This is a genomic window from Schaalia sp. HMT-172 (genome assembly GCF_030644365.1).
GTDB lineage: Bacteria > Actinomycetota > Actinomycetes > Actinomycetales > Actinomycetaceae > Pauljensenia.
On record NZ_CP130058.1, the window covers coordinates 191,129 to 216,730 of the forward strand.

The 25,602-nt window shown below is 67.7% G+C and carries 20 protein-coding genes, 1 tRNA gene and 1 other RNA gene; 14 read left to right on the plus strand and 8 right to left on the minus strand.

Annotated features, from left to right (window positions below; genetic code table 11):
* Nucleotides 1-817 precede the first annotated feature (817 nt).
* On the minus strand, nucleotides 818-1,393 hold the full coding sequence (locus tag QU663_RS00865; protein ID WP_021611145.1) for a YbaK/EbsC family protein: 576 nt from the start codon (nucleotides 1,391-1,393) through the stop codon (nucleotides 818-820).
* A gap of 152 nt (nucleotides 1,394-1,545) precedes the next feature.
* Here QU663_RS00865 and ffs point away from each other — a divergent pair.
* Both ffs and QU663_RS00875 read left to right on the plus strand, forming a co-directional pair.
* Nucleotides 1,546-1,641: signal recognition particle sRNA small type (gene ffs / locus QU663_RS00870), an RNA gene on the plus strand.
* 118 nt (nucleotides 1,642-1,759) lie between these two features.
* Nucleotides 1,760-1,832: transfer RNA gene (locus QU663_RS00875), tRNA-Arg, on the plus strand.
* Between the two features lie 136 nt (nucleotides 1,833-1,968).
* On the opposite strand, the gene gluQRS is transcribed toward QU663_RS00875, so the two are convergent.
* The gene (gene gluQRS, locus QU663_RS00880; protein ID WP_021611146.1) at nucleotides 1,969-2,883 is read right to left on the minus strand and encodes a tRNA glutamyl-Q(34) synthetase GluQRS; all 915 of its coding nucleotides are present in this window, start codon (nucleotides 2,881-2,883) and stop codon (nucleotides 1,969-1,971) included.
* 81 nt (nucleotides 2,884-2,964) lie between these two features.
* Between gluQRS and QU663_RS00885 the strand changes: the two genes are divergently transcribed.
* The 5 genes from QU663_RS00885 to QU663_RS00905 all read left to right on the plus strand — a co-directional run bounded on the left by QU663_RS00885 (nucleotide 2,965) and on the right by QU663_RS00905 (nucleotide 7,115).
* Nucleotides 2,965-3,423, plus strand: a complete 459-nt coding sequence (locus QU663_RS00885) for a CrcB family protein (protein WP_021611147.1) — start codon at nucleotides 2,965-2,967, stop codon at nucleotides 3,421-3,423.
* Nucleotides 3,424-3,425: 2 nt separating this feature from the next.
* Nucleotides 3,426-3,794 (plus strand): CrcB family protein, encoded by a 369-nt coding sequence (locus QU663_RS00890; RefSeq protein ID WP_034480528.1) that lies wholly within the window; start codon nucleotides 3,426-3,428, stop codon nucleotides 3,792-3,794.
* A gap of 642 nt (nucleotides 3,795-4,436) precedes the next feature.
* Nucleotides 4,437-5,465, plus strand: a complete 1,029-nt coding sequence (locus QU663_RS00895) for a methionine ABC transporter ATP-binding protein (RefSeq protein ID WP_021611151.1) — start codon at nucleotides 4,437-4,439, stop codon at nucleotides 5,463-5,465.
* Nucleotides 5,462-6,199, plus strand: a complete 738-nt coding sequence (locus QU663_RS00900) for a methionine ABC transporter permease (RefSeq protein WP_021611152.1) — start codon at nucleotides 5,462-5,464, stop codon at nucleotides 6,197-6,199. Before QU663_RS00895 ends, QU663_RS00900 begins: the two co-directional genes overlap by 4 nt.
* 82 nt (nucleotides 6,200-6,281) lie before the next feature.
* Nucleotides 6,282-7,115, plus strand: coding sequence for a MetQ/NlpA family ABC transporter substrate-binding protein (locus tag QU663_RS00905; RefSeq protein ID WP_021611153.1), 834 nt, complete (start codon nucleotides 6,282-6,284; stop codon nucleotides 7,113-7,115).
* Nucleotides 7,116-7,350: 235 nt separating this feature from the next.
* On the opposite strand, the gene QU663_RS00910 is transcribed toward QU663_RS00905, so the two are convergent.
* Nucleotides 7,351-7,905 (minus strand): YagU family protein, encoded by a 555-nt coding sequence (locus tag QU663_RS00910; RefSeq protein WP_009055699.1) that lies wholly within the window; start codon nucleotides 7,903-7,905, stop codon nucleotides 7,351-7,353.
* Between the two features lie 230 nt (nucleotides 7,906-8,135).
* Nucleotides 8,136-8,774, minus strand: coding sequence for a uracil phosphoribosyltransferase (gene upp / locus QU663_RS00915; protein ID WP_021611702.1), 639 nt, complete (start codon nucleotides 8,772-8,774; stop codon nucleotides 8,136-8,138).
* A gap of 212 nt (nucleotides 8,775-8,986) precedes the next feature.
* Between upp and tadA the strand changes: the two genes are divergently transcribed.
* Nucleotides 8,987-10,216 (plus strand): tRNA adenosine(34) deaminase TadA, encoded by a 1,230-nt coding sequence (gene tadA / locus QU663_RS00920; RefSeq protein ID WP_304990621.1) that lies wholly within the window; start codon nucleotides 8,987-8,989, stop codon nucleotides 10,214-10,216.
* A gap of 1 nt (nucleotide 10,217) precedes the next feature.
* Complete coding sequence (locus QU663_RS00925; protein WP_021612774.1) at nucleotides 10,218-10,709, plus strand: MogA/MoaB family molybdenum cofactor biosynthesis protein; 492 nt, start codon at nucleotides 10,218-10,220, stop codon at nucleotides 10,707-10,709.
* 197 nt (nucleotides 10,710-10,906) lie between these two features.
* On the opposite strand, the gene moaC is transcribed toward QU663_RS00925, so the two are convergent.
* The 4 genes from moaC to QU663_RS00945 all read right to left on the minus strand — a co-directional run bounded on the left by moaC (nucleotide 10,907) and on the right by QU663_RS00945 (nucleotide 16,706).
* On the minus strand, nucleotides 10,907-11,380 hold the full coding sequence (moaC, locus tag QU663_RS00930) for a cyclic pyranopterin monophosphate synthase MoaC (protein ID WP_009056586.1): 474 nt from the start codon (nucleotides 11,378-11,380) through the stop codon (nucleotides 10,907-10,909).
* 52 nt (nucleotides 11,381-11,432) lie between these two features.
* Nucleotides 11,433-12,758, minus strand: coding sequence for a gephyrin-like molybdotransferase Glp (gene glp / locus QU663_RS00935; RefSeq protein ID WP_021612772.1), 1,326 nt, complete (start codon nucleotides 12,756-12,758; stop codon nucleotides 11,433-11,435).
* Between the two features lie 353 nt (nucleotides 12,759-13,111).
* Nucleotides 13,112-14,128 (minus strand): endonuclease domain-containing protein, encoded by a 1,017-nt coding sequence (locus QU663_RS00940; protein WP_034482393.1) that lies wholly within the window; start codon nucleotides 14,126-14,128, stop codon nucleotides 13,112-13,114.
* A gap of 1,537 nt (nucleotides 14,129-15,665) precedes the next feature.
* Nucleotides 15,666-16,706, minus strand: a complete 1,041-nt coding sequence (locus tag QU663_RS00945; protein ID WP_021611743.1) for a zinc-dependent alcohol dehydrogenase family protein — start codon at nucleotides 16,704-16,706, stop codon at nucleotides 15,666-15,668.
* A gap of 173 nt (nucleotides 16,707-16,879) precedes the next feature.
* Here QU663_RS00945 and moaA point away from each other — a divergent pair, with 173 nt between their 5' ends.
* From moaA to narJ, 5 genes are all read left to right on the plus strand, one after another.
* Complete coding sequence (gene moaA, locus QU663_RS00950; protein ID WP_021611742.1) at nucleotides 16,880-17,944, plus strand: GTP 3',8-cyclase MoaA; 1,065 nt, start codon at nucleotides 16,880-16,882, stop codon at nucleotides 17,942-17,944.
* Between the two features lie 225 nt (nucleotides 17,945-18,169).
* Complete coding sequence (locus tag QU663_RS00955) at nucleotides 18,170-19,522, plus strand: MFS transporter (RefSeq protein ID WP_034481134.1); 1,353 nt, start codon at nucleotides 18,170-18,172, stop codon at nucleotides 19,520-19,522.
* A 68-nt stretch (nucleotides 19,523-19,590) separates the two neighbouring features.
* Nucleotides 19,591-23,361: a nitrate reductase subunit alpha gene (locus QU663_RS00960; protein ID WP_021611740.1), complete on the plus strand. Its 3,771-nt coding sequence runs from the start codon at nucleotides 19,591-19,593 to the stop codon at nucleotides 23,359-23,361.
* Entirely contained in the window at nucleotides 23,361-24,911 is a 1,551-nt protein-coding gene (gene narH / locus QU663_RS00965) for a nitrate reductase subunit beta (protein WP_021611739.1), read from the plus strand. Before QU663_RS00960 ends, narH begins: the two co-directional genes overlap by 1 nt.
* Nucleotides 24,908-25,597 carry a nitrate reductase molybdenum cofactor assembly chaperone gene (gene narJ, locus QU663_RS00970; protein ID WP_021611738.1) on the plus strand — a complete coding sequence of 230 codons (690 nt, stop codon included), beginning with the start codon at nucleotides 24,908-24,910 and terminating at the stop codon, nucleotides 25,595-25,597. The genes narH and narJ overlap by 4 nt, the downstream gene beginning before the upstream one ends.
* Nucleotides 25,598-25,602: the final 5 nt, after the last annotated feature.

Genomic DNA, 25,602 nt, shown 5'->3' on the forward strand with positions numbered 1-25,602 from the left:
TCGGGTTATAGGACATTTCATGTTGCTGGAAGGGTGACTTTTTGGCTTTCTGGCGCGGGAAAGTCGGTGTTTTAGTTGGCGGCGTGTGCCTCGTTCCTGCGAATGCTGCATCACGGGCCTGAGTGTGGCTGCCGCGTGATCGGGTGAAAGGGTGCCGCGGCCTGGCCCTTGCGCTCATGGGTGCCGCAACCTGACTCTGTTCGGGTAATGGTGGGGGGTTTTGCAGCCTTAGAAGTCTCGCCACGGCGTGTCGCCGGCGTGTCGCGCCTCTATTGGTGCAATTCCCCCCGTTTGCTGGCGGCGAGGTTGTGGTTCGGGGCGGCGAGGTTGTGGTTCGGGGCGGTGAGGTCGCGGTTTGGGGCGGTGAGGCGCCCAAAGTGCAGACCACCTCGGCGACAAACGCCAACAATGGGGTGTTGTGGCTGAGGTGGTCTGCGATACGGGCACAACGGCGCCTGGCCTCGCGTGGAGCTCGCACGAGAACCCGCTATTGCGAGCGCTGACCCGCACTATCGCACGTAAACCCGCTATTCCGTGTCTGGGCGGGGCTGCCCACGCTCGTATTAGTGGGCCCACGTGCGCATTAGCGGGCCCCAGACAGTGCGAAGGGTGTGTCAACGGACAGGAAGCGCTAACCCCACCACATACAACGTGTCCTATGACCCTGTGTCGCCGCGACCAACACGAGGTCGTTGCTGCTGTGCGCCCCGGCCTTCCTGGCCCCGCCCTGGTCGCCCCGCTTGGCGCCGGCTTGGTCGCCCTTAGGCGCCGGTCCCGGCCTCGTCCCCCTTAGACGCCGGCCCCGGCCTCGTCCCCCTTAGACGCCGACGGGGACGCCGAGCCCCTCGACGACCTCCGCGCCCGGGAGTGCCGCGAGGACCTCGCCGGTCACGAAAAGCTTCGAGCGGCGCAGCCCCGACCCGATGCAGCTCCAGCCCACCGCGCACGCCGAGTCGACCAGCAGACGCCACGAACCGGGCACGCCCACCGGCGTGATGCCGCCGTACTCCATGCCCGACGCTTCGACCGCGCGCTCCTGCGGCCAGAAACTCGCCTTGCGCACGTCGAGGAGCTTCTTCACGACGTGGTTCACGTCCGCGTTCGTCGTCGCGCGCACGACGCAGGCGGCGATCCGCTCCTCTCCGGCGCGCTTGCCCGCCACCAGGATGCAATTCGACGACAGGGCCAAGTCCATGCCGAACTCGTGCGTCATTGTTTCCGTGTCCGCGAACCGCGGGTCGATCTCCACCACGAGGGCGGACGAGGCCGTGGCAACCCCGCGCTCAGCCAGTGCGGCGAGTGCGGCGGCGACCGGCTCCGCAAGAAGATCCAGGTGTTCCAAGGCGGGCTCCGGCTCGAGCGAACCGGCGCCGGGAATGATGATGTCGCTCATGCGTCCAGCGTAGGCCCGTTGCTCGCTAGATGGCGGTGGTGGCCATGGTACAAGCCTCTGTGACGGCGCACGTCGCCCGCGGCTGGTCCTGTTGTCGGCATGAGTGCGACTGGCGCGGCTGCGCGCGGGGGTGGAAAACGTGTATGCTGGGAGCCGGTCCTCCGCGTGACGGTATCATCCGAACCTCCCCAGGGCAGGAATGCAGCAAGGATAAGGGTGCGCTGCCGGGTGCGCGGAGGATCTTCGTATATGTCGCTCGATTCTGGTCGACTGCAGGACGCGCATTTACCGTGTGGTTCAAGCCACATCGTTTGGTTTTGCATCTCGATGAGAAGCGTGTAAGCTTGTTCCCAGCCAAACGGCACAGCGCCCGTAGCTCAATGGATAGAGCATCTGATTACGGTTCAGAAGGTTGGGGGTTCGAGTCCCTTCGGGCGCGCAGCGGCCCCCCTCGGTGCGATCCACCGGTGGGGGTTCTGCATTTGTGAAAAGCACTCCTTCGGGAGTGCTTTTTTCATGCCCGCCGAGGCGCCGACGAGGCCAGACGAGTTCGACGCCTCACGCGTCCACGCAGCTCACGCGCTCGGCGGCGTCACCACCCACGGCTCGGTCGACAAGGAACGCAGCCCCTCAATCCCCAGGGCCTCCGCGATATCTGAGGCGCAACGCGCCCCGGGCACACCAAGAGATGCCCCGATAAACGAAACGACGTCCGCCGTGGACCAGCCCAGGCCTCGTAAATCGGCGAGCGTGACCGCGCCGTCGCGCTTGGCCAGGCGCGCACCGGACGGCGCGAGAGCGAGCGGCACGTGCGCGTACGTCGGCTCTGGCGCCCCGAGCAGGTGTGCGAGCTGAGCCTGCGCGGGCGCCTGCGAGAGCAGGTCGAATCCGCGCACGACCTGGTCGACCCCCTGGTAGGCGTCGTCGACGACCGCCGCTAGGTTGTAGGCGGGCACCCCGTCCGCGCGGCGCACGACGAAATGGTCGACGGGCCCGGTGTAGGAACCGTGCAGCTCGTCGAACACGGTCCACTCGGGTGAGGGCGCGGCCAGACGCAGCGCAGGTTCGCGCCCGAGCGCCGCCAGTGACGCACGTTTGGCGGCGCGCTCTGACTCGCTGAGCGTCAGGCACGTGCCCGGGTAGTGGCCGGGCGGCACGTGGGGCGCGGAGGCGGCCTCGCGGATGTCACGACGCGTGCAGTAGCACTCGAAGATGAGGCCTCGCGCGGCCAGCGACGCCAGCGCCTCCTCGTGTGCGTCGGCCCGCGCGGTCTGGATGAGAGGCTCGCCGTCCCAATCCACGCCGATCGCTTCCAGGTCCTCGAGCTGGCGCTGGGCGGACCCGGCACGCTCCCGGTCGATGTCCTCGATGCGCAGGACGAAACGCCGCCCGGTTGTGCGCGCCCACGCCCATGCGAGGATCGCGGTGCGCAGGTTACCCAGGTGGAAGTCGCCCGTGGGGGAGGGTGCGAACCGTCCAGTATTCGTCATGAGCCCAGTGTACGAGCCTGTGGCCTGCTCGCCGCTGTGCCTTGCCCGGGTGCGCGGTGCGGTGGGCGTACAGTGGTGTGCATGACGAGTTTTCGGGTGCCCGACTGGTTGGCGGTCTTCGTGGGCGGTGTCGCGGGCACGGCGGCGCGCGCGGGGCTTGATGAGGTCGCGAAGGCGTCCCCCGTGCGAGGCCTCTTCCTGTCCTGGTCGACGCTGACGGTCAATATCGTGGGCGCTTTCGCGCTGGGGGCGCTGGCCGCGTGGGTGGCGGGGCGCCTCGCGCGCGGCGTGGGCGATGCGACGTCATTGAAGACTTTGAAGCTTCTGGTCGGCACGGGTTTCGCGGGCGCGTTCACGACGTATGGGACGTACATCGTCGCGTCTGTGGGCTACGTGTCGCTCAATGGAATCGCCGAGGCCGTCTCGCAGTCCCTCGGTCTCCTGGCCCTGGGTGCGGCGTCGGCGTGGGTTGGCGTGCGCGTGGGGGAGTGGTTGTGCGGCCCCTCGGGCGCGCGGCCTGTCAGCGGCGAGGAGGGGTGAGCGTGAGCGTGTCAACCTTCCTGTTCGTTGCCCTGGCCGGCGGTGTGGGCGCGTGCGCGCGCTTCTGGCTGGACCGCGGGATTCAGCGCGCCCTGTCCTCATGGGGCGACCCGGCGGGAGCGAAGCTCGGCATCCTGGTCGTTAACGTGATCGGTTGTTTTCTGGCGGGCGCGGCCACTCAGCTTGTGCCCGCTCACCTGATGCCGATCGTGTCGACGGGGTTCCTGGGTGGCTTTACGACGTTCTCGACGGCTCTCGTGGATGCGGTGACCCTGTGGGCGGACGGGTTTCGGGGGCGTTCGCTGGTTCTCGCGCTGGGCACGTGGGCGGTGTCCTGGGGTGCGGCGGTCGTGGGCATCGCCGTCGCGTGAGCCTCGTCGGGGCGTTCTGGGCTCTGCTTGATCTGGCGCTTGTTATCAGCCGCGTGTGATCTGAGCGCAGGCCTGGCCTGCGCTTATCTTTACCCAAAAATGTCGCATGCAATTCCCTCGCGGTTATTTCATGATTTGAATTGTGATCGTTGGAATTGCAACGTTTTCTCGGGCCCTAAGAAAAGTGAGGGTACCCAAATTGCATGCGACTTTTGGGGAGGGGTGAGGCCGGGAGGTGAGGGCGACGAGGCCGGGGGTCGAGGGGCGGGGCCGGATGTTCGCACAGACCCGCGCTTATCTTTACCCAAAAATGTCGCATGCAATTCCCTCGCGGTTATTTCATGATTTGAATTGTGATCGTTGGAATTGCAACGTTTTCTCGGGCCCTAAGAAAAGTGAGGGTACCCAAATTGCATGCGACTTTTGGGGAGGGGCGAGGGCGACGAGGCCGGGGCCGGGGCCAGGGAGCGAGGGGCGACGGGGACGAGGCCGGGGGGCCGGGCTCGCGTCGCTCGCCGCGGCGACAGCTCCGATGAGGGTTTAGCCACGATACGGTGTTTTGTAACAGCATGCCGAGCGCTCCCGCGCGCCGCCCCCATATGCTGATTGTGCGGGCCGAACGGCCCAGTAACGGAGAAACTCATGATTGACCTCACCGGGGTGTCCAAGGTCTACCCCGTGAAAAACGGCGGCCAAGTGGTCGCACTCGATGGGGTGAACCTGCACGTTGACCGCGGATCGATCCACGGCATCGTCGGTCGATCCGGCGCGGGCAAGTCCACCCTCATCCGGTGTCTGACCGCCCTCGAGAAGCCCACCGAGGGAAGCATCGTCGTTGACGGCCTCGATCTGGCGACCCTCTCGGGCGCGCGACTGCGCGCCGCGCGCCGCCACATCGGCATGGTCTTCCAGGCGGCGAACCTCCTCGACGCTCGCACGGCGGCCGAGAACATCGGCTACCCGCTCAAGCTGGCGGGCGTCCCCGCCGCGAAGCGTCGCGCGCGCGTGGACGAACTGCTCGAACTCGTCGGCCTCACCGGACGCGGAGACTCCTACCCGTCCCAGCTCTCCGGCGGCCAGCGTCAACGCGTCGGCATCGCCCGAGCGCTGGCGGACAACCCTGGCGTGCTCCTGTGCGACGAGCCCACGAGCGCGCTCGACACCGAGTCGACTGCCCAGATCCTCTCGCTGCTGCGCCTCGTCCGTGACGTCTCGGGAGTCACCGTCGTCATCATCACCCACGAGATGTCTGTCGTCCGCGAGATCTGCGACTCTGTGACCCTCCTCGGCCACGGCCAGGTCCTCCAGACCGGAACCCTCGAAGAGGTCGTCGCCGACCCGGCCACGCCTCTCGCCCGCGAGCTGGTCCCCATGCCCGTCGTCGACTCGATCCCGTCTCTGTCCTCCCAGGAACGATCCTACGGGCCCGGCGCGGATGCGGGCGTCGTCCTCCTCGACGTCGTCTTCACCTCGCACCCCGGCGTCCCCACGGGCGCGACCGTGCTGCGCCTGGCCTCGTCCATGGGCGCCGATGTCACCGCGGGAACCTTCGAATCTCTCGGCAGCGTGCAGGTTGGCCGACTGGCCCTGACCGTCCCCGCCTACCACGCTGACAAGATCATCGAGCAGCTGCGCAAGAACAACGTCCACGCGGAAGTGAGGGACCAATGACCACCGCCTACCTCGCCGCTGCGAGCGCCGCAGGGCTGCTCGCGCCCACGGGCAAGGGCGACCCCACGTGGCTCGATAACCCCGCCCTCACCCAGAAGTTCGTTCCCGCGATCTTCGAGACCCTTATGATGACGGGCCTGTCCACCGTTTTCGCGGTCGTCATCGGAACGCTGCTGGGCCTCGTGCTGGTCCAGACCGGCAAGGGCGGCCTCACCCCCAACAAGGGCGTGTACCAGGCCGTCTCCTTCGTCGTCAACATCGTGCGCTCCCTGCCCTTCATCATCGGCATCATCATGCTGATCCCGGTCACCAAGATGATCGTCGGCAAGTCCACGGGCTCGCTGGCCACCGTCGTGCCGCTCGTCATCCTGTCCGCGCCGTTCTTTGCGCGCCTCGTGGAGACGAACCTCCTGGCCGTCGACCCGGGCAAGGTTGAGGCCGCCCAGATGATGGGCGCCTCCAACCGCCAGATCCGTTGGGGAGTCCTCATCCGCGAGGCCATGCCCGCCCTTGTCCAGTCGATCACGACCCTGGCGATCACGCTGATCGGCTACTCCGCGATGGCGGGCGCCGTCGGCGGCGGTGGCCTGGGCCAGATGGCCATCAACTACGGCTACAACCGCTGGCAGGACGACGTCATGATTTCGACCGTCGTCGCCATCATCATCATCGTCCAGGTTATCCAGCTGATCGGCGACCTCATCTCGCGGGCGGTCGACCACCGCTCGCGCTGAGGCGCACGCAAACACCCTTGTCCACCCGAGGCCACCCTGGCCTCGTCCCATCCCATCGACGACCATAGAAAAGAGAAACATCATGCGTCATCGCTCCTTCGCGGCCCTCGCGCTGGCCGCCGTTGCCTCCCTCGGCCTGGCGGCCTGCGGCGGCGGCTCCACCTCCTCCGATGCGTCCGGGTCCTCCGCCGACGTCGTCACCCTGACCGTGGGCGCGACCCCCTCGCCCCACGCCAAGATCCTCACCTACATCAACGACAACCTGGCCGCGGACGCGGGTATCAAGATCAAGATCGTGGAGTACACCGACTACGTTCAGCCCAACACGGCGCTCAACGACGGTGAGCTCGACGCCAATTTCTTCCAGACCGTCCCCTACCTGGAGAACGCTGAGAAGCAGGCTGGGTATGATTTCGAGGCCGGCGCGGGCATCCACCTCGAGCCCCTCGGCGTCTTCTCCAACAAGCATAAGTCCCTCGACGAGCTGCCCAACGGCGGCACGATCGGTATCATCTCCGACACCTCCAACCAGGAGCGCGCGCTGCGCCTGCTGGCCACCCAGGGCCTTGTGTCCATCCCCGAGGGTGAGGGCGACGTCAACGTCAACACCGTCACGAAGCTGAAGGACTTCAGCTTCAACGAGGTCGAGGGTCCGCAGCTGGTCCGTTCGCTCGAGGACTTCGACTACGCGGTCATCAACGGTAACTTCGCCCAGGAGGGCGGCCTGAGCCTGAGCGGCGACGCCCTGGTCGTCGAGTCCCCGGTCGACAATCCGGCCGTGAACGTCCTTGTGTGGAAGGCTGGCTCCGACAAGGCCGCCGCTATCGCGAAGCTCGAGGAACTCCTGCACTCCGATCAGGTGAAGCAGTACATCGAGTCGACCTGGTCGGATGGCTCGGTCATCCCGGCGTTCTGACCGGCGAAGCCGGAGCGCGGTCATCCCGGCGTTCTGATCGACGAGGCCGGGGCGCGGTCGGGCGGGCGTGAGCGACGCCGGGCCCTGAGATCGTGTCCGCGGGCCCCGAGATCGTGTCCGCGCGCCCTGCGCCGCGTATCGCGCAGCGCGCTGGGCCGCTTGAATGAGCACAGACGGGTGGGCCCCGGAACCATGGGTTCCGGGGCCCACCCTTATACCGCCGAAACGGTTGTCATCAGTTGGTGCGGGCCTCGAGCGGGAACTCGGCGTCCGGCTCGTGGGTGATGCGGTTGCGCATGTCGCGGCGGAAGACTTCGATGACCCACAGCCAGATGATGTGGCCGAAGAACTCGGAGAAGTGTTCCGCGAAGGGCTGGTTCCAGGGTGCCGGGACGGTGCCCATGAGCGGCATGAGGACGACGTGGAAGGCCACGTAGACGACGATGCCGAAGGCGGCGCCTTGCCAGAGCTTGATCTGGGGGAAGCGTTCGGCGAGGACGCAGTAGATGACCGCGAAGGCGATCGAGAATGAGAAGTGAACGATGAAGGACACCCAGGGGAGACCCTCGTTACCGTTGAAGGTGTAGGACAGGTGGGTGACGCTCTCGGGGATGCCCATCTGCTGGAGCAGTTCCTGCGGCGGGTTCGTCGCGTTGCGTTCGGGCGTGCGCGGGGGCAACGGCACCTCCCATCCGAACTTCACGATCGCGGAGACGATGCCTCCGAGAACACCTGCGAGTGCTGCGACGCCATAGCGGCGACGCTTGGGATTGGTCTGAATCAGTGCCATGTGTCAAGCATCTGACGTGATTGTTCAAATTTCGAGGTTTGTGCACAGTAAGCGTTCAAGGTCACATTCGCGCGCGACCTGCGAGGAAGCCCGAAAAATAGCCAATTCGGTCAATTATCGCGGTTTATTTACTCGGACAGTATCCGGGTGGGGGAAGGACCTGAGTCCTTCCCCCACCCGGAGTCGTTAGTCAGCGCGCCGCCCCGTGAGAAGGGCGCGCGCGAAGCGAATCAGTCGACGATGCCGTACAGGCGGTCGCCTGCGTCGCCCAGGCCCGGCACGATGTATGACTTCTCGTTGAGACACTCATCGACGGCGGCGACGACGACATTCACGTCGGCGCGATCGCCGATCGCGGCCTCGAGCGTCGACACACCCTCGGGGGCAGCCAGGATGCACACGCACGTCACGTCCTTGGCGCCTCGCTCAAACAGATAGTTCGTCGCGGCGACCATGGTATGGCCCGTGGCCAGCATCGGATCCAGGACGAAGCACTGACGACCCGACAGGTCGTCGGGCAGGCGGTTCGCGTAGGTCTCGATCTCCAGGGTGTCGTCGTCGCGGCGCATTCCCAGGAAGCCGACCTCGGCGGTGGGAAGCAGGCGGGTCATGCCCTCGAGCATGCCCAGGCCGGCGCGCAGCACGGGCACGACGATCGGGCGCGGCTCGGAAAGCGTGAGCCCCACGGTCGGCGCGACCGGAGTCTCGATGGAGGTTTCGGACACGGCGACCTCGCGGGTCGCCTCGTAGGCGAGCAGAGTGACCAGTTCGTCAACGAGCTGGCGGAACGTCGCCGATGGCGTCTGACGATCGCGCAGGACAGTGAGCTTGTGGGCGATCAGGGGGTGATTAGCTACGTGGAGGCGCATGCTTATAGGCTACCCCCTACGCGCGGGGCTATGCACCCCGGTATGTGGGACGAGGCTGTGGTTGCGTCCGCGTGCAGGTGTCGGAGGGAGGGAGGTGACCTCGTGATTCGGGAGCGCGAGGTGACAAACACAGTCACCACACGAACCACACACGTATCCACCCGTTTCAGTTACCCCATTGCTGGTTTGGCCGGTAAGCTAGAGGGGTGACAGTGAATGAGCAGTATCGCGAGGCTATGGGCAAAGCCCTGTTCCTCGCTAACCGCGCCCGCGAGACGGGAGACGTCCCCGTCGGAGCCGTCGTCGTCGACGCCGACGGCCACATCATCGGCCGAGGATGGAACTGCCGCGAGGCCGACCACGATCCCACAGGTCACGCTGAAATCATCGCCCTGCGCGAAGCCAGTCGGGCCCTCGGCACCTGGCGCCTCAGTGACTGCACGCTCATCGTCACCCTCGAACCCTGCACCATGTGCGCCGGAGCAATCCTCGCCTCGCGCATCGACCGCGTCGTCTTCGGCGCCTGGGACCCCAAGGCCGGAGCCGCCGGATCCCTGCGCGACGTCCTACGCGACGCGCGCATGCCCCACCCCACAGAGGTCATCGGCGGCGTCCTCGCCCAGGAAGCCGCCATGCAGCTGCGCTCCTTCTTCCTCGGTCGCCGCGGCGCCGACGAAATGCCCGTCGTCGCCGCCCCCGTCCACGAGCCCGCCGACCTGCCCTCCCCGGCACCCGCCCGCGAACGCCACGACGCCGAGCCTGCCCAGGCCTCGTACCCCGAGCCCGCCGACCTGCCCGCCCGCGAACGCCACGACGCCGAGCCAGCCCAGGCCTCGTACCCCGAGCCTGCTGCCCCCATCCCCGCCCCGCCCGCCGAGGACACCCACCCCCACCCGGCCACGCCCCTGCCTCGCCGAGCCGGACGCCCCTTCTCACAGCGCGTCTCCGGCAACGCCGACAACCCCGCCGACATCCCCGCCGGCGAAACGGTGCCCCCCGCCTCGCAGCCGCCCTACCGCAGTGCCGCCCCCGTCATGCCCGCCGTCTCCCCCGACACCACGCGCGGCCCCGTCACCAAATCCGTCCCCCAAATCCGCCCCGTGCACGTGCGCCCCACCGCCACCGTGCCCGCCGGAATCTACACGCCAGCCCAGCCTAAGCGTCCCGCCCTCCAGCCGCTCAGCGACACCGTCACCCCGCCGCCCGCCCCCGAACCCGCCCCGCAGATCATCGACGCCCCGGTGCCCCCCGTTTTCCCCCAGCGAGCCAAACAGCGCACCACCGCGCGCCCGCAGCGCCCGCTCCCGCAGGCCTTCGAACCCGAACCCGCGCGCCGCGTCGACTACGAACTCTCCCCGCGCCAGTTCAGCGACGTCGACCCCATCACCTCCGGCATCCGCGTGCGCCGCTCCGGGCGACGCCGCGGCAACGCACGCCACTAACATGATCCCCGCGCGCGTCATCACCGTCTCCGACCGGTGCTCCGCAGGCCTCGCCGAGGACCTCTCCGGCCCCCTCGCCGCCCGCCTCCTCGCCGAGCACAGCATCGAAGCCTCCGTGGTGGTCGTCCCCGACGAGGTCGACGCCATCCGCGCCGCGATCATCGCCGCCGTGGAGGACGGCGCCCGTCTCGTCTTCACGACCGGCGGCACCGGCCTCGCGCCCCGCGACGTCACCCCCGAGGCCACCGAGCCTCTCCTCGCCACCCGCATCGACGGCCTCGCCAACGCGATCCGACGCCGCGGCGAAGAAAAAATCGCCTCCGCCGCCCTGTCGCGAGGCCTCGTCGGCGTCACCGCACGATCCCCCGAGGGCGCCCTCGTCGTCAACGCGCCCGGCTCGCGCGGCGGCGTCACCGACGCTGTGGCCGTCATCGGCCCACTCGTCGCCCACATCATCGACCAGCTCGCCGGCGGCGACCACCCGCGCGCCTAAGCGCAACCCTCCCGCGTGCATATCCGCGCGGGCGCGAGTGCGCGCGAACGAGCCCTTGTGCACGGGTTCGCTCCCGGGCGCCCCCTCACACGAGGCGACCGCTCGGCGACCGCCCGGCTTCCGCTCGGCGAGCGCGAACACCCCGGGCGACCCAAGCCTCGTCGGCGAGCGCCGCCTCGTCGGTCAGAGCCCTGCGATCAGTCCTCCGGGCGCACCCAGTCGCCGCTGCGCCCACCCGACTTTGCGACAATCTTCGCCTCGGTGATACGAGCCGAGCGATCCACGCCCTTCACCATGTCGACAATCGCCAAGGCCGCCACCGTCACCGACGTCAACGCCTCCATCTCCACGCCCGTCCGATCCGCCGTGCGCACCGTCGCGCGGATCGCCACGTGATCAACCTCCAGGCCCAGATCCACCTCGCACCCGTGCACGCCGATCGTGTGCGCGAGCGGCAACAGCTCCGGGACGCGCTTCGCCGCCGCGATACCCGCCACGCGGGCCACCGCCAGCACGTCCCCCTTCGGCACAGTGCCCTCGCGCAAAGCCCGCATGACCTCGGGCGAACAATCCACGCGACACACGGCGCTCGCCTGGCGAACCGTCGGGCTCTTCGCCGTCACGTCCACCATGTAGGCGGCCCCCTCCTCGTTCAGATGCGTCAACTTCACGGGAATCCTTTCGTCGAAACGACCTAGTACTAACTGCTGAACGACGCGCCTCTCAGCCCACCAGCGCCACGACGGCCAGCTCCTCGCCAGCCTCAACCGCGCCACGCTCCGGCGCCACCACACCAATGCCCTGCGCCCGCGCCAACGACGCCACCAAATGCGACTTCGACCCCAACGGGTGCACGGGCTCGACCCAGCGGACCCCGGCCTCGGGCACGACGGCCTCGCCGCCCCCCAACCCGGCGGCAGCAGAAGAACACGCCCCGGCCTCGTTGACGAAGCGCAGCGGAATGAACTGAGTCTTACCCTCCGGCGACTCCCACCCCACGCGCGCCCGCGCAATGACGGCGCTCGGAACGGTCGCACCGCGCTCGGGGAGGACCAGGCCCGACATGACCGCCAGCGCGCCCGCCACGTACATGTGGAACGTCGTGAACACCGACACCGGGTTTCCTGGCAGGCAGATAACCGGAGTCTCACGCCTGTGCGCACCCACCGGCGTCGACCCCACTCCCTGTGGACCACCCGGCTGCTGGGCGACATGATGGAAGCCCGCATCCGTGCCAAGCGTCAGCCGCACCACCTCGTAGGCCCCCGCCGAAATACCGCCCGCGGTGATCACCAGGTCAGCGTCGGGAGCATCGTCGAAGGCTCGGCGCAGCTCCTCCGGTGTGTCACCCGTGCGCAGATGAGCGACAACCCGCCCGCCCGCCTCCTCCACGAGGCCACGCAGCAGGACCCCGTTCGAGTCCGGGATCTGGCCGCGTTCCAGCTCCTCGCCCGCCCGCCTCAGCTCTGATCCCGTCGACACCACGATCACGCGAGGGCGCGGCAGGACCGGCAGCATCCCGTGCCCCACGGAGATCGCCGCCGCCAGGGCAGCACCGTCCAGGAGGCGGCCCGCCTTGAGGATCGGGGACCCCGCCTCGAGGGCCTCGCCCGCGACGCGCACATTCGCGCCGTGCGTCGGGGCCACGCGGACCTGGACCGTGTCGGGCGCCTGCGCGACGCCGGGCGCATGGTCCGTGTCCTCAACCTTGACGACCGTGTCCGCGCCCTCGGGGAGGGGAGCGCCCGTCATAATGCGCATCGCCTGGCCGGCCTCAAGGAAGTGCACGCGGGTGTCGCCCGCCGGAATGTCAGCCACGACCGGCAGCGTCCACGGGCCGTCGCCCACCAGGTCCTCGCGGCGCAGCGCGAAGCCATCCATCGCGGAATTCGTGAACGGCGGCAGCGGGATCAACGAGTGGAGGTCGACAGCCAGGCGGCGCCCCAGGCATTCCTCGGCGGGAAGCGTCTCGTGCGGGAGAACATGGCTGAGCGCCAGCGCCTCAACGAGGTCGCGGTGCTCCATCGTGGACAGCGTCGGATCGTGCATGCCACCAGTGTAGGGGTGTGGGCCCTTGTTGGTTGGCCGTGTGTGGGCGGGTGGGGAGGGTGGGCCATCGCTGGTGGGTCGGGGGCGCAGGGTGCGTTGTTGCCGGCGTTGGCGGCCGGGTGGGCCGGGCGCGGCCTGGTGATCCGTCGCTGGTGGCGGGCGCGGGGCGTGGTTGCCGCGGGCGAATGGGGGGAATTGCAGCATTAGGGGTGCGACACGCCGGCGACACGCCGTAGCGATGCGTCTAGTGGTGCAAAACCCCTGTTGAGTGGGCCGGTGAGCGGTTGCTGGTTGGGCAGGCGACCGGGCGTGGCCGGGCGGGCGAGGCGGACCATCGCTGGTGAGCCGTGGACTCACCCGACTCGGGCAGCGAGCGCAGCGCGAATCTGGGCGATGAGCCGAGCTGGATGGTCGAGGTCGTGCCAGCCGACACGGATGATGTGCCATCCCTCCGCTTCGAGGTGACGCTGCCGCTCGCGCTCGCGGGCGAGTGAAGCGTGAATGCTGCCCGGGTCGTCTCCGTATTTTGCGCGCCCGTCGAACTCGATGCCGACGCGCTCAGCCAGGAAAGCGCAATCGATGAAGTAGCGGTGCCCATGGGTCCACACCTCGACTTGCGTGCGGGCGCCGGTGAGTCCAGCAGCGCACAGCTCGTAGAGCAGCCGCGCCTCGCCGGGGGAGGCGCATCCGGCATCCGCGTGGGTGATGATCCACTGCGCCTGCGAACGTCCCCGCGCCCGGTTGCCCAGCTGTTTCAGCTCTTGCTCAAGAAAGAACTTCCAGGCGTCCTCGTTGTCTCGTGATGCTTTCATGTGGAAGTTGTCGAAACGTGTGCAGGCGTGGGCGTTCATGCACATTTGCGTGAACGCGGCACGACGGTTGCGTGACGTGCGGGCGGCAGTAATCTGTGCGGATTCAAGGCTCTCAATGAGGAGTCCGCCCGCGTCGATGGCCTCGGGGAGGCGACGGGCATGCTGGGGCATTACCCTCATCGGAGCGACGGTGTGAGTACCGATTGTTACTGCGGGCAGCACAATGGGGTGGCCCGTGGATGACGAGGCAACCGTGATCGGCGGAAGCGCGGGATCGCTGACATAGCCTTGCGCCCACAGCGCGCATTGTCCGGTAACGATGAGAGCTCGGTGCGTGTGCGCGAGGTGATACATGCGTGCGGCGAGCACGACCTCTGGTAGGTGTTCGACGCCGATGTTTCGCAGCTTCGCCAGGTCAAGGTAGGTCCTACCCGCAATTTTCACTGCCGTCGGCACCCTCGTCAGACCGTGATGACTCGAGCGAGGGACTCGAATAATTGCACGTTCAACAATTCCTAGGATGTAGGGGGCTCCGATGCCCCCATCTTCTGGGCTCATGTATGAATTCTAGTGCGTTGAGGATCAGTTTGTGACAGTTTGAGCGAATTGAGTTGGTCTGATTTCGTTTTGACTGAATAGCTGGTGGAGTCCGAAGGCTGCGCCGGTGGTGGCGGGCGACTGACTGGCCCGAGGCCGTGGCCGGGGAGTGGAGCCGCTGCGCGGGTGGGGCGGCGGCTGGGCGCGGTGGGGCGTCGGATGTGCCTGCCAGGACTGAAGGCGGGGCCGACGGCGGTGTGGCAGTCGTTCCTTCCCGGGTGAGTGGGGGGAATTGCAGCATTAGGGGTGCGACACGCCGGCGACACGCCGTAGCGGTGCGTCTAATGGTGCAAAACCCCCCGTTGGGCGGCTGAGTGTGGGTCGGTGGGTGAAGTCGCGGTTGGTGGGGGCGCGTTGTGGCTGGGTGTGGTCCGGCGTTGGCGGCCGCGTGGGCCGTGGTTGCCGCGGGCGAATGGGGGGAATTGCAGCATTAGGGGTGCGACACGCCGGCGACACGCCGTAGCGATGCGTCTAGTGGTGCAAAACCCCCCGTTGGGCGGCTGAGTGTGGGCCGGCGGGCGAAGTCGCGGTTGGTTGGGGCGCGTTGTGGACGGGTGCGGTCCGTCGTTGGCGGCCGCGTGGGCCGGGCGAGGCCTGGATCGTGGGCTGTGGAGTGTGGGCCGACGTTGCAACCAGCGGCGGGGTCGGTGGGCCGTGGTTGCCGCGGGCGAATGGGGGGGAATTGCAGCATTAGGGGTGCGACACGCCGGCGACACGCCGTAGCGGTGCGTCTAATGGTGCAAAACCCCCCGTTGAGTGGGCTGGTGAGCGGTGGCTGGGCGGGCAGGCGACCGGGCGTGGCCGGGCGGGTGGGCTGTGGCCAGACGCGTTGTTGCCGGGGGTGGTCCGGCGTTGGCGGCCGGGTGGGCCGGGCGCGGCCTGGTGATCCGTCGCTGGTGGCGGGCGGGGCCGTGGTTGCCGCGGGTGAGTGGGGGAATTGCAGCATTAGGGGCGCGACACGCCGGCGACACGCCGTAGCGGTGCGTCTAGTGGTGCAAAACCCCCCGTTGGGTGGCTGGGTGTGGGTCGGTGGGCGAAGTCGCGGTTGGTGGGGGCGCGTTGTGGCTGGGTGTGGTCCGGCGTTGGCGGCCGCGTGGGCCGTGGTTGCCGCGGGCGAATGGGGGGAATTGCAGCATTAGGGGTGCGACACGCCGGCGACACGCCGTGGCGGTGCGTCTAGTGGTGCAAAACCCCCGTTGAGTGGGCTGGTGAGCGGTGGCCGGGCGGGTGGGCTGTGGCCAGACGCGTTGTTGCCGGGTGTGGGCGGGGGCGCCCACGCTCGGAATAGGGGGTTTGCGTGGGGATAGAGGCCGCGAGGCCAGCGATGCCCGGGACTCCAGCAAGGCTAGGGACGCCAGCGATGCCCGGGGCGCCAGCGATGCCCGGGGCGCCAGCGATGCCCGGGGCGCCAGCGATGCCCGGGGCGCCAGCAAGGCTAGGCACGCCAGCAACGCCGACGACGCCCGCGACGCCAGCAACGCCCGCAGCGCCGCCGGCGTCAGAGGGTGAGCATGACCTTCGTGGCGCGGCGCTCGTCCATGGCGGCGTAGCCCTCGGCGGCCTGCTCGAGCGGCAGGACCATGTCGAAGACGGCGCCAGGATTGATGGTTCCGCTCATGATCAGGTTGATCATGGTCGGCAGGTACTTGCGCACGGCGGCCGGCCCGCCGAACATGTGTACCTCGGCGGCGAACATGCGGCTCATATCCAGGGAGACGCCGTGCGGAACCCCCACGAAAGACAGGTGTCCGCCGGGGCGCACGCAGTCGAGCGCCTGGTTGAAAGCCACCTCGTTGCCCACTGCTTCGACGACGCCGTCGGCCCCCAGGCCGCCGGTCAGTTCCTTAATGCGTGCAACGCCCTCCTCGCCGCGCTCTTCGACGATGTCGGTCGCCCCGAACTCAAGAGCCAGCGCCTGCCGATCCGCGTGGCGCGACATCGCGATGATGCGGGATGCGCCCAGCTGGCGGGCGCCGATGATCGCGCCCAGGCCCACGGCCCCGTCGCCCACGATGACGATAGTTGTGCCGGGACCAGCCCCGGCCTCGTCGGCGGCGAACCAGCCGGTGCCGAGCACGTCAGAGGCTGCCAGGAGCGAGGGGAGCTGTTCGCGCGTGGGCGTGCCGGGGGTCTTCACGAGCGTGCCGTCCGCGAGGGCAATGCGCGCGTATTCGGCCTGGGTGCCGCCGGCGCGCATGCCGACAAAGGGGTCGCCCTGGGCGGCCGCGGTCGCGCAACGCGAGGGGTAGCCGGCGCGGCAGACAGAGCATTCGCCGCAGGAGATACAGAAGGAGCCGACGACGAAATCGCCGGGGCGCACGGTCGTGACGGCCTCGCCCACCTCGACGACGGTGCCGACGTACTCGTGGCCCATGCGCTGCTCGTGGACGGGCTCCATGCCGCGGTAGGGCCACAGGTCAGAGCCGCAGATGCAGGTGGCCGCCAGCTTGATGATGGCGTCCGTGGGTTCCAGGATGGTCGGCATCGGCACGTCTTCGACGGTGACGTTGCCGGGTTCGTGCATGACGACGGCGCGCATGGTGCTCCTCGCTCGGGTGGCTCTCGTGTACTCACGCTATCCCGGTGTTGCTTCTCGCGTCAGCGCTGTCCACTGTAGCCTTTCTCTCAGGCGACGAGGCCGGGGCGCGGTTGCGGGGTGCTCGCACGTATTTCGAGGGGCGAAGACCGGGTATAAAGCGGTAGGGTGTCGCCATGTCTGTCGAGTTCGTATCCGCCGCGCAGGCGGCGCAGGGGGTGGCGTGTGAGGCGCCGCTGCGGCTCGTCGACACCTTCGGGCGTGTAGCCCGCGACCTGCGCGTTTCTCTGACGGATCGCTGCAACCTGCGCTGCTCGTACTGTATGCCCCCCGAGGGCCTGGACTGGCTGCCCACCGAGGACACGTTGACGGACCAGGAGGTCGTGCGCCTCGTGCGCGTCGGCGTCGAGCGGCTGGGGATTCGGCAGGTTCGCTTCACGGGTGGTGAGCCGCTCCTGCGCCGAGGCCTCGAGGGGATTATTGCCGAGTGTGCCCAGCTGCGCACCGACGAAGGAAAGAAGCCGGACCTGGCCCTGACGACGAATGCGCTGGGTTTGGCCAAGCGCGCCCAGGGCCTGAGGGATGCGGGCCTGGATCGCGTCAACATTTCGCTGGATTCCCTGGATGCCGAGCACTACGCGGCGATTACGCGCCGAGACCGCCTGGGAGATGTGCTTGAGGGCATCGAAGCGGCCGCGCGCGCGGGCCTGACCCCGATCAAGGTCAACACCCTGGTGCTGCGCGGCATGAACGAGGCCGACCTGCCCGACCTGGTCGACTACTGCCTGGATCGGGGGATCGAGCTGCGCGTCATCGAGCAGATGCCGATTGGGCCGGCGGACACCTGGGATCGTCAGAATATCCTGACGGCCGACGAGATCCTGCACATCATGGGCACCCGCCACACGTTGACCCCCGCGCAGCGAGAGGACCCGCATTCCCCGGCGGGTCGGTGGATTGTGGACGGAGATCCGACCAAGAGGCTCGGAGTTATCGCCTCAGTGTCCGACCCCTTCTGCGGGGCGTGCGACCGCACCCGCCTGACCTCGGACGGAATGGTGCGATCCTGCCTGTTTTCCACGGAGGAGACCTCGCTGCGGGATCTGCTGCGCGGGGGTGGTTCCGATGCGCAGATTGCCGCGCGATGGGCCGACGCGATGTGGGCGAAGCCGGCCGCGCACGGCCTCAACATCGACGCTTTCGCGCGCCCGTCGCGCACGATGAGTCGTATTGGTGGGTAACTCCCCGCTAATTTCGTAACGTCGATGTTTTGTAACGGCGGTCGATAGCGGCGTTGACATCCTCCCCTCCGTGCTCGACACCCCTATTTTTCCTTGTTGTACCAAGGGTGATGCACGTCCTAAAAAGATGGTGTGACGGAGGTAATTTGCCTTGGTAGCCTCCGTGTTAAAGAACGTCCGGCGTGCGCCCGCGCCCGGATGCCCCCTTCACGGATGAGGAGAGCCATGAGCGCGACCGAACCCGCGGCCAAGAAGAGCCGCTACCTGCTCACTGACTGGAACCCCAACGACGAGTCCAAGTGGGACTCGAAGCTCGCGTGGCGCACGCTGTGGATCACGACCTACTCGCTGATCCTGGCCTTCTGCGTGTGGTTCCTGCCCAGCGCGATCGCGCCGAAGCTGACGCTTCTCGGCTTCGATCTGAACAAGTCGCAGCTGTACTGGCTGACCGCCCTCCCCGGCCTGGCCGCCGGCATCCTGCGCCTCATCTACATGTTCCTGCCCCCGCTCATCGGCACCCGCAAGCTCGTGGGCATCACCTCCCTGCTGTGCATCATCCCCATGGTCGGCTGGTTCTTCGCGGTCCAGGACAAGACGACCCCCTACTGGGTCCTGCTGACCCTCGCCTTCATGTGTGGCATCGGCGGCGGCGCGTTCTCCGGCTACATGTCCTCCACCGGCTACTTCTTCCCCAAGCGCCTAGCCGGGACGGCCCTCGGCCTGCAGGGCGGCATCGGCAACCTCGGCATGTCTGTCATCCAGCTGGTCGGCCCCATCCTCATGGGCTTCGGCCTCTTCGGCATGACCTGGCTGGCCCCGCAGACGCAGGTGAAAGGTGACCACGTCGGTGAGAGCATCTGGGTCTACAACGCCGCGGAGTTCTTCATTCCGTGGTGCCTCGTTGCCGCGATCCTCGCCTTCATCTGGCTGCGCGACGTGCCCGTCAAGGCCAACATCAAGCAGCAGCTGGACATCTTCTCCAACCCCAACACCTGGTACATGACCATCCTCTACGTCATGACCTTCGGCCTCTTCTCCGGCTTCTCCGCCGTCTTCGGCCTGCTCATCAACAACCAGTTCGGCCGCGAGTCCACCGTCGGCCTGCCCGTCCTGGGTGCGACCTTCGCCTTCCTCGGTCCTCTCATCGGCTCGATCATCCGCATGTCCTGGGGCATCTTCTGCGACCGCATGGGCGGCGCCATCTGGACCTTCATCTCCGGCGTCGGCATGGCGATCACCCTGGGCGGCATCGCCTGGGTCCTGTACAACCCCACCGGTTGGACCGACTTCTACATCTTCATGGCGCTCATGCTCACCATGTTCCTGTTCTCCGGCTTCGGCAACGCCGGCACCTTCAAGCAGATGCCGATGATCATGCCGGCCCGCCAGGCCGGCGGCGCCATCGGCTTCACCTCCGCCATCGCATCCCTCGGCCCCTTCCTCGTCGGCGTCGCCCTCTCCGCGGTCGGCACCGGCGGCGCCTGGGCCTTCTTCCTCGGATGCGCCATCTTCTGCGCCCTGTGCGCGGTCCTGTGCTGGGTCATGTACGCGCGCAAGAACGCCCCGTTCCCCGGCTGATCCACCCGGCACTGCGTGGTGCCAGCGGACCTGCCACTGCCTCGTCAATCGACTCTTAGGAGCACCCCATGACGAATCTCGAATCCGATATGACCTTCCCGACCTACGACGGCGAGGTCAAGCCCGCGACCGGTGCGACCCTGTTCGCGCTCGGCTCGTGGCTGCGTCGCGGCAAGGCGTCTGCCGACGCGCGCCAGCTCTTCCTCGAGGGCGGACGCGACGGCGACTCCTTCTACCGCGACCGCTGGAGCTACGACAAGATCGTGCGCTCCACCCATGGCGTGAACTGCACGGGCTCGTGCTCGTGGAAGATCTTCGTCAAGGACGGCGTCATCACCTGGGAAACCCAGCAGACTGACTACCCGACTACCGGCGCGGACATGCCCGAGTACGAGCCCCGCGGCTGCCCGCGTGGCGCGGCGTTCTCGTGGTACGAGTACTCGCCGACCCGTATCAAGTACCCCTACGTGCGCGGCGTCCTGCTCGACATGTTCCGCGAGGCCAAGAAGCGCCTCGGGGATCCCGTCGACGCGTGGGCCGCGGTTGTCGAGGACCCGGAGAAGGCTCGCGCCTACAAGTCGCAGCGTGGCCGCGGCGGCATGGTCCGCGTGTCCTGGGAAGAGGCGATGGAGATCGTCGCCGCCGCCTACGTGCACACGATCAAGCAGTACGGCCCCGACCGTATCGCCGGCTTCTCGGTCATCCCCGCCATGTCGATGATCTCCTACGGTGCGGGCGCCCGCTTCCACGAACTCATCGGCGGCACGATGCTGTCCTTCTATGACTGGTACGCGGACCTGCCCCCGGCCTCGCCGCAGGTCTTCGGCGACCAGACCGACGTGCCCGAGGCCGGCGACTGGTTCAACTCGCAGTACCTCATCATGTGGGGCACGAACCTGCCGCTGACCCGTACCCCCGACGCTCACTTCATGGCCGAGGCCCGATACCACGGCCAGAAGGTCGTCGTCGTGTCCCCGGACTTCGCGGACAACACGAAGTTCGCGGACGACTGGTTGCGCGTCCAGCCCGGCACGGACGGCGCCCTGGCCCAGTCCATGGGCCACGTCATCCTCAAGGAATTCCACGTCGGCAAGCGCGAGCCCATGTTCCTGGACTACATGACGCGCTACACCGACTCCCCGTTCCTGGTGGAGATTAACGAGGTCGGCGAGGGCGCCCACGAGGGCATCGCCCCGACGACCCTGGTCCCGGGCAAGTTCCTGACGGCCGCGAAGATGCCCGCGGGCACGACGACGCGCACCGAGAACAACGAGTTCCGTCCCCTCGTTATCGAGGCCGACGGCACGGTCAAGGACCCGGGCGGCACGCTCGCCGATCGCTTCGGTGAGGAGGGCGCCGGGCACTGGAACCTCAACCTGGACGGCGTCGAGCCCGTCATGTCCATCATGGACACCGACGAGTGGGAAGCCGTCGAGATCGCCCTGCCGCGCTTCGACCTGCCCGCGGCCCCCGGCCAGGCATCGGTCGGCGGCGGCTACGTGAAGCGCGGCGTGCCCGCGCGCCGCGTCAACGGCCGCCTCGTGACGACGGTGTACGACATCATGCTGGCCCACTACGCGGTTGAGCGCGAGGGTCTGCCGGGCCAGTGGCCCACCGACTACATGGACGCCTCCACGCCGGGCACCCCCGCGTGGCAGGAGGAGTTCACGTCGGTTCCCGCGGCCGCAGCCATCAAGATCGGCCGCGAGTTCGCGCAGAACGCGGTCGAAACCGAGGGCCGTTCCATGATCCTCATGGGCGCCGGCACGAACCACTACTACCACTCCGACCAGATGTACCGGACGTTCCTGGCGCTCACGGAAATGTGTGGTACCCAGGGCCGCAACGGTGGCGGCTGGGCCCACTACGTGGGTCAGGAGAAGGTCCGCCCGATCATGGGTTGGGGCTCCTTCACCTTCGCCCTGGACTGGGCGCGCCCGCCGCGTCAGATGATCTCCACCGGCTGGTACTACATGACCACCGACCAGTGGCGCTACGACGGGGCCGCGGCCTCGGCCATGGCGAATCCGATCAAGTCCTCGCACCTGGACGGCAAGCAGCTGGTCGACACCCTCGTCGAGTCGGTTCAGCGCGGCTGGATGCCCTGCTACCCGACGTTCTCCAAGGGCTCGACCCAGCTGGGTCGCGAGGCCGCCGAGGCCGGCATGGCACCCGCGCAGTACGTGTCCCAGGAGCTGCGCGAGGGTCGCCTCCAGTTCGCGATCGAGGACCCGGACGCCCACCACAACGTTCCGAAGATCCTCGCGAACTGGCGTACCAACCTGCTCGGCTCCTCCGCGAAGGGCACTGAGTTCTTCCTGCGTCACATGCTGGGCACCGGAAACGAGGTCAACGCGCAGGAGCTGGAAGAGGGCAACCGCCCCGCGTCCGTCAACTGGCGCGACGCCCACCCCGGTAAGCTCGACCTCATGTGGGTCGCGGACTTCCGCAACACCTCGACGACGCTGCACTCTGACGTCGTGCTGCCCGCCGCCACGTGGTACGAGAAGCACGACCTGTCCTCCACGGACATGCACCCCTTCATGCACTGCTTCGACGAGGCCGTGAACCCGCCGTGGGAGGCGCGCACCGACTTCGAGGTGTTCCAGACCCTGGCTCGCCTCGTCGGCCGCATGGCCCCCGGTCACCTGGACACCCAGACGGACGTCGTGGCGGTCCCGCTGGGGCACGACTCCCCGGACGCCATGACCATGGCGAGCGGCGTCGTTCCCGAGCAGACGTGGACGCCCGGCAAGACCATGCCGAAGCTGGTCCCGATCGAGCGCGACTACACGCAGGTCGGCTACAAGTTCGACCGCATGGGTCCGCTCCTGCCCAAGGCCGGCCTGGCCTCCAAGGGCGTGGCGTACAACGTGCAGGAGGCCTACGAGCAGCTCGGCGACCTCAACGGCCGCGCCCCCATGGACGGCAACGCCGGAGAGGGCATGCCGCTGTGCGACACCGCGATCAAGGCGGCGAACATGGCGCTGCGCTTCTCGGGCACCACGAACGGCTCGCTGGCCGTTCAGGGCTTCCGCACGCTGGAAAAGCGAGTCGGTAACGAGATGGCGTTCCTGGCCGAAGGTGACGAAGAAAAGAAGATCACCTACCAGGACACCGTCCTGCAGCCGCGCAGCGTCATCACCAGCCCCGAGTGGTCGGGTTCCGAGCACGGCGGCCGACGCTACAGCGCCTTCGTCCAGAACGTCGAGTGCCGCAAGCCGTGGCACACGCTCACGGGCCGCCCGCAGTTCTACGTCGACCACGACTGGATGATGGACATGGGCGAGGCCCTGCCGATCTTCCGTCCGCCGCTTGACCTGGCGCACATCTACGGTGAGCGCCCCGTTGGCGACCACCGTCCCGGTCAGCCGGGTCAGGCCGAGGTCGCGGTGCGTTACCTGACGATCCACAACAAGTGGGCCATCCACTCCCAGTACTACGACAACCCGTACATGCTGACGCTGGGTCGTGGTGGCCAGACGGTGTGGATGAGCCCGGCCGATGCCGAGAAGATCGGCGTGCGCGACAACGAGTGGATCGAGGCGAAGAACCGTAACGGCACCGTGTCGGCTCGCGCCGTTGTCTCCCACCGCATCCCGGAGGGCACGGTGTTCATGCACCACGCCCAGGATCGCCAGATCAACACCCCGCTGAACGAGGGGTCCGGCAAGCGCGGCGGTACGCACAACTCGCTGACGCGAATCTTCATTAAGCCGACCCACCTGGCCGGCGGATACGCGCAGTTCGCCTACGCGTTCAACTACTACGGTCCCACCGGCAATAACCGCGACGAGGTCACGGTTATCCGCCGCCGCTCCCAGGAGGTGCAGTTCTGATGAAGGTCATGGCTCAGATCGCGATGGTGATGAACCTCGACAAGTGCATCGGCTGCCACACCTGTTCGGTCACCTGTAAGCAGGTGTGGACGAACCGCGAGGGCACCGAGTACATCTGGTTCAACAACGTCGAAACCCGTCCCGGCGTGGGCTACCCTCGCGGCTGGGAGGACCAGAAGAAGTGGAAGGGCGGCTGGAAGCGTACCGCCACGGGCCGCCTCGTTCCCCGTCAGGGTGGACGCGTCGCCTCGCTCGCGAAGATCTTCGCGAACCCGACGCAGCCGACCATGAAGGACTACTACGAGCCGTGGACGTACGAGTACGACAAGCTGCTCCAGGCGCCCGCGAACTCCCGGGCGATCCCGACGGCCCGCGCGAAGTCCACGATCACGGGCGAGCACATCGACAAGCCCGAGTGGGGCCCGAACTGGGATGATGACCTCGGCGGCTCTATGGAGACCCTGGATCAGGACCCGGTCCTGCACCAGATGAACCTCCAGGTCGCCAAGACCATCGAGGACGCGTACATGTTCTACCTGCCTCGCATTTGCGAGCACTGCCTGAACCCGACCTGCGTGTCGGCGTGCCCCTCGGGCGCGATGTACAAGCGCACCGAAGACGGCATCGTCCTGGTCGACCAGGATCAGTGCCGAGGCTGGCGCATGTGCGTGTCGGCCTGCCCCTACAAGAAGGTCTACTTCAACCACAACACGGGCAAGGCCGAGAAGTGCACGCTGTGCTACCCGCGCCTCGAGGTCGGCCAGCCGACCATCTGCTCGGAGACCTGCGTGGGCCGCCTGCGCTACATGGGCGTGCTGCTCTACGACGCGGACCGCGTCACCTGGGCCGCCTCCCAGGAGGACGAGCGCGACCTGTACCGCGCCCAGCGCGAGATCCTGCTCGACCCGAACGACCCGCAGGTGGTCGCCCAGGCTCAGGCCAACGGCGTTCCCCACTCGTGGATCAAGGCCGCCCAGCAGTCCCCGATCTGGAAGCTCATCACCGAGTACGAGGTCGCCCTGCCGCTGCACCCCGAGTTCCGCACCCTGCCGATGGTCTGGTACGTGCCGCCGCTGTCCCCGGTCGTCGACCAGGTGACCGCGTCCGGCAGCGACGGCGAGGACCACAGGGTCCTGCTGTCCGCCATCTCGCAGATGCGCATCCCGCTGGAGTACCTGGCCGGCCTGTTCACGGCCGGGGACACGGCTCCCGTGGAGCTGGCGCTGCGCCGCCTCGCCGCGATGCGCTCCTACATGCGCGACGTCTTCGTCGACAACCCGACGAACGAGGAGATCCCGGCCTCCGTGGGCATGACCCCGGAGAAGGTCAAGGAGATGTACCGACTGCTGTCGATCGCCAAGTACGACGACCGCTTCGTCATCCCGACCGCCCACCCCGAGATGCCGCGCGGCATCAAGGAGCTTGAGGGCTGCCCGGTGTCCTACGACGTCGAGGCCTTCCACGGACTGGCCCCCGCCACGTCGAACCGCCCGATGGGTGGCTCGTCGCCGGAGGGACGCCAGATGCTCCCCCTTGAGGTCGTTCGATGAGTACTTTCGTCGGCATTCCGCGTATTCCTGCGGCCGCTCCGGAAACGGAGATGGATCCGCAGGACGCGCGCGGCGTGCGCATGGCGGTCTCGATCCTCCTGGACTACCCGGGGGATGACTTCGAGACCAAGCTGGACGCGGTCGAGGAGGCTCTGGCGGACCTGCCGGAGCCGGCCTCGGCGTCCTTGGCCTCGTTCGTGAGCTACGCTCGCGCCGCGGGCCTGCGCGCCATGCAGACCACCTACGTGGAGACGTTTGACCAGCGCCGCCGTTGCGCGCTCGGCCTGACGTACTACACGCACGGCGACACCCGCGGCCGCGGCCAGGCCATCCTGGCCTTCAAGGAGGTCCTGCGCCGCGCCGGTTTCGAGATGGAGCGCGAGGAGCTGCCCGATCACCTGCCGGTGGTCCTGGAGTTCGCCGCCTTCGACGAGACCGGCACGGCCGAGGGCCTGCTGCGCTCCAACCGCGAGGGCATCGAAGTGATCCGCACGGCGCTGCGCGCCGCGGACTCTCCGTACGCGCCGCTGCTGGACGCGCTGGTCGCGACGCTGCCCGAGCCGGACGACAAGACCATTGAGGGCTTCCGCAAGCTCATTAGCCAGGGGCCGCCCACCGAGCTGGTGGGCGTGGGCGATCTGTCTGCCACGCCCTTCCCGACTTCCGAAACAACGATGGGACGGTAACGTTC

Bases quoted from the DNA above. Each gene is read 5' to 3' on its own strand.
- QU663_RS00865 (WP_021611145.1), bottom strand. From the start codon at position 1,393: ATGAGCGACATCATCATTCCCGGCGCCGGTTCGCTCGAGCCGGAGCCC.
- gluQRS (WP_021611146.1), bottom strand. From the start codon at position 2,883: ATGACGAATACTGGACGGTTCGCACCCTCCCCCACGGGCGACTTCCAC.
- QU663_RS00885 (WP_021611147.1), top strand. From the start codon at position 2,965: ATGACGAGTTTTCGGGTGCCCGACTGGTTGGCGGTCTTCGTGGGCGGT.
- QU663_RS00895 (WP_021611151.1), top strand. From the start codon at position 4,437: ATGATTGACCTCACCGGGGTGTCCAAGGTCTACCCCGTGAAAAACGGC.
- QU663_RS00900 (WP_021611152.1), top strand. From the start codon at position 5,462: ATGACCACCGCCTACCTCGCCGCTGCGAGCGCCGCAGGGCTGCTCGCG.
- QU663_RS00905 (WP_021611153.1), top strand. From the start codon at position 6,282: ATGCGTCATCGCTCCTTCGCGGCCCTCGCGCTGGCCGCCGTTGCCTCC.
- QU663_RS00910 (WP_009055699.1), bottom strand. From the start codon at position 7,905: ATGGCACTGATTCAGACCAATCCCAAGCGTCGCCGCTATGGCGTCGCA.
- upp (WP_021611702.1), bottom strand. From the start codon at position 8,774: ATGCGCCTCCACGTAGCTAATCACCCCCTGATCGCCCACAAGCTCACT.
- QU663_RS00925 (WP_021612774.1), top strand. From the start codon at position 10,218: ATGATCCCCGCGCGCGTCATCACCGTCTCCGACCGGTGCTCCGCAGGC.
- glp (WP_021612772.1), bottom strand. From the start codon at position 12,758: ATGCACGATCCGACGCTGTCCACGATGGAGCACCGCGACCTCGTTGAG.
- QU663_RS00940 (WP_034482393.1), bottom strand. From the start codon at position 14,128: ATGAGCCCAGAAGATGGGGGCATCGGAGCCCCCTACATCCTAGGAATT.
- QU663_RS00945 (WP_021611743.1), bottom strand. From the start codon at position 16,706: ATGCGCGCCGTCGTCATGCACGAACCCGGCAACGTCACCGTCGAAGAC.
- moaA (WP_021611742.1), top strand. From the start codon at position 16,880: ATGTCTGTCGAGTTCGTATCCGCCGCGCAGGCGGCGCAGGGGGTGGCG.
- QU663_RS00955 (WP_034481134.1), top strand. From the start codon at position 18,170: ATGAGCGCGACCGAACCCGCGGCCAAGAAGAGCCGCTACCTGCTCACT.
- QU663_RS00960 (WP_021611740.1), top strand. From the start codon at position 19,591: ATGACGAATCTCGAATCCGATATGACCTTCCCGACCTACGACGGCGAG.
- narH (WP_021611739.1), top strand. From the start codon at position 23,361: ATGAAGGTCATGGCTCAGATCGCGATGGTGATGAACCTCGACAAGTGC.
- narJ (WP_021611738.1), top strand. From the start codon at position 24,908: ATGAGTACTTTCGTCGGCATTCCGCGTATTCCTGCGGCCGCTCCGGAA.